Genomic DNA, 9,627 nt, shown 5'->3' with positions numbered 1-9,627 from the left:
CACGACCCGAGGAACCCTGGAGACCCCGCCCGGACGGCCACCCGGCAATCACCCCTGCCCGGACATCCGGCACGACCGATAAACGATCAGGAAATCAGCACCCCGGAATCAGCCCGGTGGATCCGGGCTCAGGTGTGGACGGTCGAGGCGAACGGCACGCTGCGGACGTCGGGGATGTGCTTGGACGTCGAGGGCGGCAACGACGTCGACGGCACCTTGATCGACCTTTACACCTGCAACGGAACCGGCGCGCAGGTCTGGACGGCGCGCTCGGACGGTGAGCTGTACAACCCGCTGTCCGCCAAGTGCCTGGACGACCCGGCGGGCGACGGGTCGGGCACGCAGCTCGAGATCTGGGACTGCCACGACGGGGTGAACCAGGTCTGGACCCTTCCCTGACTGACCAGATGAGCCCACTTGCTCTCGAAGTCGGCCATCGTGCTCAGTGCGGGAACATTCGCGGAATCCGCCGGTCGACATCGTGGCGGAACTCCTCGATCACGCGCGATACCTGACGAATCGTGACCGTGTGCTCCAGGCGGTCCAGGTACTGATGCCGTCCGGCGAGCCCCTGCACGGTGACCGCGAAGTACATGGCCATGAGCGGGTTCACGAACAGCGTGCTGTTGCGCGTCCGCTCCGTGAAATGCACGTCGCCGGAGACGCCGCGCATCGCCGCTGCGATCTGTCCGTGCACGATCGACGGGCGGATCGGCGTCGCCTCCTGGGCGTCCGCCACGGCGTCGAGATACAGCCGGCCTTCCGACGAGGTCCGCGGAAGGGAGAAGGCGCCGAGATAGGCGCCGTCCGTCTCCAGGTCGGCGAGGTTCTCCAGCACCTGGACGTGATTGACGCCGTGGTAGGCGTCGATCCCGAAACCGATGCTGACCACCAGCCTCACCGGGACGTTCCCCAGCCCCGCGACGGCGGCGAGACTCGCCATGTCCTCCGCGGGCGTGCCGAGACCGTCCTCGTCGCCGCGCATCAGGATGTCGGTTCCGCCGTCGACCAGGACGATCGCGTCGAGGCCGAGGACCTCGACCAGTGCGGCGTACGCCTCGCGGAGCGGCTGTACGCCGGTCTGCGGAAACGCGTAGACCGTCGACGGCTGGCCGTTGCGCTCCAGCCAGCGCGCCAGCGTCCGCTCCGGGAAGTACTCCGCGACATCGCCGGTGTCCGGGGTGATCACCGCGACGTCCGGCATGAGCCAGTCGTCCAGTGGCAGGAGGCTGAGCGGCGAAAAGGACTGGTTCGCGAGGAACACCTCCGCGCCGGCCGCTCGAAGCGCGAACGCCGGCGGCAGGCCGCCATAGACGTCGAATCCACCGCCTGCGCCTGCGACGAGGATCCGCTTCGAGTCGGCAAGGGCGGCGAACAGCGGGATGTCGCGAAGGGTTGTCATGGCCTTGGCAGCGCCGAATCGGGCGACGGTTATTCCGAGCGCACGCCTGCCCCTGCGCCGTCGAAGCGATTATGGGTGGAGAATCAGCGCTCCCGCGCGCGTGGATCCGGGCGGGATGGGCAACCCCGCAGTATATGGACATTGATATCTCCGGATCAGCGGAGCGGCCGAGTCTTCCGTACGGACACGTACTGACGTATGCTGGCACGGCAAGAGAGAACATTGATACGCGCCGGGGCTGGGGCGTGACTGAACCACGGGGATCGAGCACGGATGACGTCTTCACTTTCAGGGATGACGGCCGCCCAGCGGGCGGTTTGGGTTGCCGCCCAGGTCGACGGGGATGGACCAGGATATCAATCAGCTGAATGCGTCGACGTGCACGGGGAGCTGGATGTTCCGGCGTTCCTGGCCGCCGTGGAGAGCGTCCTGTCCCGGCCGGGGGCTTGGCGGGTGCGGTTCGCCGCGGGCCCGGACGGACCGGTGCGGGAACCGTGCGACGAGCGCGTTCCGGTGCGGTTTGAAGATGTGAGCTTATATCAGGACCCGCAGTCAGAGGTCTTGTTCCGCATCACGCGAGATCTGGACGAGGCGCCGCACGTCGATTCCCCGGGGCCCTTGTACGCACACGTTCTTTACAAGCTGGGGCGGCACGAGTTCCTCTGGTACCAGCGGACGCACAGCATCCTGCTGGACGGGTTCAGCTTCACCAAGGTGGCGCGGCAGATCGCGCAGGCGTACCGCGCGAGGTCGGCGGACGGCGTCGGGCAGGACGGCGTCGGGCAGGACGGCGAACCGGGCGGGCTGGACGAACTCCTCGAGGACGAGGCCGCGTACCGTTCCTCCGCGCAATTCGAGCGCGACCGCGCCCACTGGCTCGATCAGCTCTCCGACCAGCCTGATCCGGTCTCGCTCAGCGCGTCCGGGAGCACTGCCCGGCCCGGTGTCGCGCTCAGCTCCTCCACCCGGCTCGACGCTCACGCCGCGGCCGCCCTGGCCGCGGCCGAGGAACGGCACTCGATCGGCTGGCCGGTGCTCGTCCTCGCCGCCGACGCGGCCTACCTCGCCGCGGCGCGGGGGGTCGACGAGGTCGTGCTTGGGCTGGTCGTCTCGACCCGTACGGGCATGCGGTCGGCCCAGGTACCCGGCATGGTCTCCAACATCGTGCCGTTACGGCTGGAGGTTCGGCCGGGGTGGACCGTGTCCGAGTACCTCGCGTCCATCGGCGCCCGGATGCGGCCGGCGCTCAGGCACCAGCGGTACCGGTTCGAGGACATGCGCCGCGGCCGGGGCTCCGGCCAGGGCGACCGCCGGCTCCACGGGCCGCTGATCAACCTCATGCCGTTCCAGCAGGACCTCGACTTCGGCACCGCTCGCGGCGCGGTCCGCACCCTGTGCACCGGACCCGTCGACGACCTCTCCCTCGCCGTGCGCGGCGGGCCGGACGGGGCCGGCGGCTTCGGCCTGACCGTGCACGTGGAGGCCAACCCCGCGCTCTACAGCGCTCAGGAGGTCTCGCTGCACTCCGAGCGGTTCGTCCGCTTCCTCGACGCGTTCGCCCGGGCGGGCGGCGACGAGCCGCTGGCCGGGCTCGATCCGCTGCCGGCACCGGCCCGCGCGCAGGCCGAGGCGTTCAACCGGACTTCCCACGCCGTACCCGAAGCGGACCTGGCCGCCCTCTTCGAGACCGCGGCCGCCGCGCGGCCGGAGGCGCCGGCGATCCGCCGCGGCGGCGCGGTGACGACCTACGCGGAGCTCAATACGCGGGCGAACCGGCTGGCCCGGCTGCTGATCGGGCGCGGGGTCGGACCGGAGCGGATCGTGGCACTGGCGCTGCCGCGGACCGTGGACGCGATCGTCGCGATCCTGGCGGTGGCCAAGGCGGGCGGCGCGTATCTGCCGATCGACCCGGACTACCCCGCCGAGCGGGTCGCCTACATGCTGCGCGATGCCGATCCCGCACTGCTGGTGACTACCTCGAGCGTGCTGCCGCTGCCCGGCGACGTGCCGCACCTGCTTCTCGACGACGCACGGATCCAGGCGGAGTTGCGCTCCATGTCCGCCCAGAACCCGACGGATGCGGAACGCAACGGGCCGCTGCGGATCGGGAACAGCGCCTATGTCATCTACACCTCGGGCTCCACCGGCCGGCCCAAGGGCGTCGTCATCCAGCACACGGGTCTGGCGAACCTGGCCGCGACGCACGCGGTGCCCGCGGAGAGCAGGATCCTGCAGTTCGCCTCCTGGAGCTTCGACGCCTCCGTCGCCGACCTGTGCATGGCCCTGATGTCAGGAGCCTGTCTGGTGCTGGCCGACGCCGACGAGCGGCTGCCCGGCGAGCCGATGTCCAAGCTGGCGCTCGAGTCGGCGGTCACCCACATCACCGGCCCGGCGAGCATTCTGCGCGCGCTGCCGGCCCGCGGCCTGCCCGCCGGGGCGACGATGATCGCCGCGGGTGAGCCACTGCCGGGCGAGTTGGTGGCGCGGTGGGCCGAGCACGCCGTGGTGCGCAACATATACGGCCAGACCGAGACCACCGTGGCCGCCACGATGAGCGCCCCGCTGGGCGGCTCGGCGGCGCCCGGTGCGGGCGGGCCGCTGTGGAACACCAGGATCCACGTGCTCGACGGGGCGTTGCGGCAGGTTCCGGTCGGGGTGCGCGGCGAGATCTACGTGGCGGGTGTGGGGATGGGCCGGGGCTACCTCAACCAGCCCGCACTGACCGCGCTGCGGTTCGTCGCCGATCCCTTCGGGGCCGCGGGCGAGCGGATGTACCATTCGGGCGACTTCGGGCGCTGGCGGCCCGACGGCACGATCGAGTTGTTCGGGCGCGAAGACGACCAGGTGAAGATCCGCGGTTTCCGGATCGAGCCCGGTGAGGTGCGGGCGGCGCTCGAAAGCTGCCGAGGGGTCGCGCAGGCCGCCGTGATGGTGCTGCGCACACCCGTGACGGCGGCCGGCGGGCCGGACGTCGACCACGACGGGCACGACGGCCAGGACGGCCAGGACGGCCACGACGAGTCGGCGCGGTTGGTCGCGTACGTGGTCCTCGCCCCGGAAGGCGCGACGCCGGCCGGCCCGACCACGGTGAGCGGGCTGCGCGTGCAGCTCTGCGCCAAGCTGCCCGCCCACATGCTTCCCGCTCTCATCCAGATCATCGAGCGGCTGCCGTTGACACCCAACGGAAAACTCGACGTCAAGGCCCTGCCTACGCCCGACTTCAGCGCCGATACGGCCGGACGCGCACCCGCCACGACCGATGAGCGGGTTCTGTGCGCGGTGTTCGCCGAGGTGCTCGGTGTGCCCGAGGTCGGTCCCGAGGACGACTTCTTCATGCTCGGCGGGGACAGCATCCGCGCCCTCGACCTGGTTCGCCGCGCGCGGGCCGCCGGATACGGACTGGTCGCTCGGGACGTGTTCCGCCGCAGCACGGTCGCCGCTCTCACCCGTGGCCTGGCGGAGCATTCGGCCCGGGCCGCAGACGGCGCGCCGAGCGTTCCGCCGGCCGAGGACCGGCCGGTCGGCGAGCTCGCGCAGACGCCGGTGTTCCACTGGCTGCGCGAACTGTCGGGGCCGATCGGCAACTTCAGCCAGTCGGTGCTGGTCAACGTGCCCGCCGACCTGGACGAAGCATGGCTCGCCGGTACGGTGCGCGCGTTGCTGGACCGTCATGCCGCGCTGCGCCTTCGCCTCGAAGTCGACGCGCGGGACGGGACGTGGCGCGTCGAGGTTCCAGAGTCGGCGCCCGGCCCCGCCGGCTGGATCGAGCGGGTCGTCGCGGACGAGCCCGTGGGTCCGGAGGCACTGGCGAAGGCCGTCGAGACCGCAGCCGCTCGGCTCGACCCCTTCGGCGGAGTCCTGCTCCAGCTGACCTGGTTCGACGCGGGCGCCGGGGTGCCCGGCCGCCTCCTGCTGACGGCTCATCACCTGGCGGTGGACGGCGTTTCCTGGCGGATCCTGCTGGAGGACCTGGCCGAGGCCTGGGCGCACCGCTCGACCGGACCGGACTGGGCGCCGCCCGCGGTCCCCGTCTCCTTCCGGCGCTGGGGTGCGCTGCTGGCCGAGCAGGCGGCCTCCGGCACGCGCCGAGCCGAAATCGACCTGTGGGCTTCGATTCTGCGCGATCCCGGGGTTCGGCTCGCGGACCGGGAGCTCGACCCGAAGCGCGACCTGGTGCGTACCGCTCGTTCCCGCACCGACCTGCTCCCGGCTCGGGTGTCGAGCGCGATTCTCGACACGGTGCCGACGGACCTGCACTGCAGTGTGCATGAGCTCCTTCTCGGCGTGCTCGCGGTGGCCGTGCTCGGCGGGTCGGCGGCCGAGCCTCCGGCAGAGGCGGCGCCGGCGCTGCTCGTGGAGGTGGAGAGCCACGGCCGGGATGAGATGGTGGCCGACCTGTCCCGCACGGTGGGCTGGTTCACCGCCGCCTACCCCGTGCGGCTCGAGCCCTTCGGCCTTGCGACGACCGAGGACGCGCCGGGCTCGCCGGTGCGGCGTACGGCCGAGGCGGTCAAGCGGGTGAAGGAGCAGCTGCGCGCGATCCCGGGCGGCGGGTTGGGATTCGGGATACTGCGCCACCTCGACTCGGTCGCCCTCCCCCGGCTGGCGTCGGCGCCCGCCGCCCAGGTGAGCTTCAACTACCTGGGCCGCTTCGACACCGGCACCACACGGGAGTGGCGGATCGTGCCGGGCGAGGCGATCTCCCTTACTCGCGATCCGCTGCTCGCGCTCTCCCACGGCCTCGCCGTCAGTGTGATCGTGCTCGACGATCCCACCGGCCCCCGCCTGGCGACGACGTGGTCGTGGGCGGGTGAGCTGATCCCGGCCGCAACCGTGGAGGCGTTCGCCCGGAACTGGTCGGCGGCGCTGTACGCGCTGGGAGGCGACGGGGAGGGTGCCGGGCTCGTCGAGTTCGGGGGCCTGACCCCGTCCGACGTCCCGCTGGCGGACGTCTCTCAGGCTGATCTCGACCTCCTGGCCGAAGGGTGGGACCTGTGATGGCGGCGCCGCAGGGGATCGAGGACGTCCTGCCGCTGAGCCCGCTTCAGCAGGGCCTGCTCTACCACGCGGGGTCCGGCGGTACGGACGCGGGCGCGTACGTGCTGCAGACCGCGGTGGAACTCACGGGGGCACTGGACGCCGAGGCGCTGCATACGGCCGCCGACGCGATCATGGCGCGGCATCCCGGACTGCGCTGCGCGTTCCGCGAGGTGGCCGACGGGCGCACGGTCCAGATCGTGGCCCGGAGCGTGGCGGCGCACTGGGCGACGAGCCTGCCGGCCGGGCAGAACGCGCGGGAGAACGAGGCCGAATACGCCGAGATCGCGGCGGCCGAGCGGCTGGCCGGTTTCGACCTGCGCAGGCCGCCGCTGCTGCGGTTCACCCTGGTGCGCTTGAGCGAGAGCCGGCACCGCCTGCTGTTGACCTACCATCATATTGCGATAGACGGCTGGTCGCTCTCGCTGGTGCTGAAAGAGCTGTTTCGGCTCTACCGGCCGGGCAGCGGCCCGGCCGAGGGCGTCGAGGGCGCCGTGCTCGGCCCGGCCGTGCCGTTCCGCGAGCACCTGGCCTGGCTCGGCACGCAGGACCGCGCCGCGGCGGTCCATGCCTGGCGGACCGCGCTCGACGGCTTGGCGGGCCCCTGCCTCGTTCGCCGAGCGATCGCGGGTCACGGCGGCGCGCTGGACGAGCTCGCCGGCAAGGGCGCCGACAGGCGCTGGGTCGCGCTCGACCTGCCGCACACTCTCGGCCGCGAGTTGACGGCGCTCGCCCGCGGAATCGGCGTCACCGTCAACACGGTGACCCAGTTCGCCTGGGCGGTCCTGCTGGAACGGCTGACCGGTACACGGGATGTGATGTTGGGCGTCACCGTCTCAGGGCGCGAACCGCAACTGGCGGGCAGCGAGTCCATGGTCGGCCTCTTGATCAATACCCTGCCTGCCCGCTTCACCTTCGCGGACGGCGAGGGCGCCGCGCAGGCGCTGCGCCGGCTTCAGGCCGAGCAGGCCGAGCTACTGCCGCACCAGCATCTGGGACTGGCCGAGGTTCAACGCGAGGCGGGCGTGGGAGCACTCTTCGACACCGTCGTGGTCTTCGAGAGCTACCCCATGGATGTGGCGGGGCTGCTCGGCCACATCCAGGACCTTCGCGTCGAAGGCCTTCACTTCGAAGCGTCGGGGCACTACCCCATGGCGTTGATCGCGATTCCGGGTCCGGTCCTGCGGCTCCGGCTCGAGTACGACGGGGCACTGCTCTCGGCCGCCGAGGCGCAGACGCTGCTGGCTCGAGTGCACCTGGTTCTGCGGGCACTGGCGGATCGACCGGACGGGCTCGTCGACCACATCGACGTGTTGTCCGCAGAGGAACGCACGCGGTCGCTGGTCGGCCACGCCGGCCCGGCTCAGGAGGTCGCGCCCGCGACCTTCGCGCAACTCTTCGAAGAGCAGGCCGCGGCCACCCCCGACGCCGTCGCGCTGGTCGCCGGCCCCGATGAGCTCACCTACCGCGAGCTCAACGCGCGTGCCAACCGGATCGCTCGACTGCTCGTCGGCCTCGGCGCGGGCCCCGAGACCGTGGTCGCCCTGGCGCTGCCGCGTGCGACGCTGCTGCCCGCGGCCCTGCTGGGCGTGACCAAGAGCGGTGCCGCGTTCCTCGTGCTCGATCCGGGGCAGCCGACTGAACGCACCGGCGAGATCCTGCGTGACTCGCGTCCGCTGCTGATCCTCACCGACGGGCGGACCGCCGTACCCGAGCAGCAGAGCACGAACACAGACGGGGACACGGACCGGCGTCCACCCGTCGTGGTCAGGTTGGACGACGAGGAGATTCGGGCACGGATATCCTCGGCGCCCGACACAGACCTCGAGGACACCGAGCGAACCGCCCCGAGCCGGCTCGAGAACCCGGCTTACGTCGTCTACACCTCCGGCTCCTCGGGCAGGCCCAAGGGCGTCGTGGTCACCCACACCGGTATCGCGGGCCTTGGACGCGTGCTTCCGGTGCCGGCCGACGGCAGGGTGCTGCAATTCCTCTCCCTGTCCTTCGACGCTTCGATCGCGGACCTGTGCCTCGCCTGGTTCTCCGGGGCCGCGCTGGTACTCGTCCCCGAGGAGCAGCGCACGCCCGGGCCGGGGTTCGCCGAGTTGGTGAGGCGGTACGCCGCGACCCACGTCCTGCTCACCCCGAGCCTGCTCGCCACGGTGCCCGAGGACGCGCTGCCCCGCGAGCTCGTGATCGTGGTCGGCGGCGAGCCGTTGCCCGCGGAGCTGGCGCAGGCGTGGGCGGGCGGCGGCCGCGTCCTGATGAACCAGTACGGACCCACCGAGGCGACGGTCTGCGCGGTCAGCCACGGGCCGGTGCGGCCGGACGGCGCTCCCGTGCCGATCGGACGGCCGGTGTGCGGGGCCCGGGCCTACGTGCTCGACAGTCGGCTTCGACCGGTGCCCGACGGCGTCGCCGCAGAGCTCTACCTCGCCGGTCCCGGCCTGGCCCGCGGCTACCTCGGCGCGCCGGGCCAGAGCGCGGAGCGGTTCGTGGCCGATCCCTTCGCCCGGAGCGGAGGCCGGATGTACCGCACCGGCGACCTCGTGCGGCGGCGCGCGGACGCGACCCTGGAGTTCCTCGGCCGCGACGACGAGCAGGCCAAGGTGCGCGGCCATCGGGTCGAGCCGGCCGAGACCGCCGCCGCGCTCGAGCGGGATCCGCGGATCGCCGAGGCCCGCGTGCTCGTCCGGGAGGACCAGCCCGGGCGGCCGCGGCTGGTCGGCTACGTGGTGCCGGTCGAGGGCTGCGAGCTGGAACCGGCCTCCGTGCGGGCGCGGTTGCGCGAGCGGCTTCCCGACTATCTGGTGCCCTCGGCGGTCGTCGTGCTGGAGCGGCTGCCGCTGGGGCCGACCGGCAAGCTGGACCGCAGAGCCCTGCCGGCCCCGGACGAGGCGCCGTCGCGGCCGTCCCCGACTCCCGCCACACCGCGCCAGGAACTGCTGTGCCGGCTGTTCGCCGAGGTGCTCGGGCGCAGCCGGGTCGGCGTCGACGAGGACTTCTTCGATGCCGGGGGCGACTCCCTCTCGGCGACCAGGCTGATCGCCCGGGTGCGCGCGGAGACGGGCCTCGAGCAGCCGATCAGCGCCCTGTACGAGACCGGCACGGTCGCGGCGTTCGACCGGCGGCTGGACGGCGCACTCCGGCGCACCCGGCCGGCCCTGCGGCGGATGCGCTGACCACGA

Annotated in this window: 4 protein-coding genes; 3 read left to right on the top strand and 1 reads right to left on the bottom strand. The window is 72.1% G+C overall.

Going from position 1 to position 9,627, the window contains the following annotated elements:
• Positions 1-132 precede the first annotated feature (132 nt).
• Entirely contained in the window at positions 133-399 is a 267-nt protein-coding gene (locus KDL01_RS43425) for a ricin-type beta-trefoil lectin domain protein (protein WP_307846374.1), read from the top strand.
• 43 nt (positions 400-442) lie between these two features.
• Here KDL01_RS43425 and KDL01_RS17370 read toward each other — a convergent pair whose 3' ends face one another.
• Complete coding sequence (locus KDL01_RS17370) at positions 443-1,402, bottom strand: DUF1152 domain-containing protein (protein WP_212529561.1); 960 nt, start codon at positions 1,400-1,402, stop codon at positions 443-445.
• Between the two features lie 273 nt (positions 1,403-1,675).
• On the opposite strand from KDL01_RS17370, the gene KDL01_RS17365 reads away from it, so the two are divergent.
• Positions 1,676-6,400, top strand: coding sequence for a non-ribosomal peptide synthetase (locus KDL01_RS17365; RefSeq protein WP_307846372.1), 4,725 nt, complete (start codon positions 1,676-1,678; stop codon positions 6,398-6,400).
• On the top strand, positions 6,400-9,621 hold the full coding sequence (locus KDL01_RS17360) for a non-ribosomal peptide synthetase (RefSeq protein WP_212529559.1): 3,222 nt from the start codon (positions 6,400-6,402) through the stop codon (positions 9,619-9,621). The genes KDL01_RS17365 and KDL01_RS17360 overlap by 1 nt, the downstream gene beginning before the upstream one ends.
• Positions 9,622-9,627: the final 6 nt, after the last annotated feature.

It is taken from the genome of Actinospica durhamensis, assembly GCF_018139695.1.
In the GTDB taxonomy this organism is placed as follows: Bacteria; Actinomycetota; Actinomycetes; order Streptomycetales; family Catenulisporaceae; genus Actinospica; species Actinospica durhamensis.
This window is presented reverse-complemented; position numbering and strand designations above follow the sequence as displayed.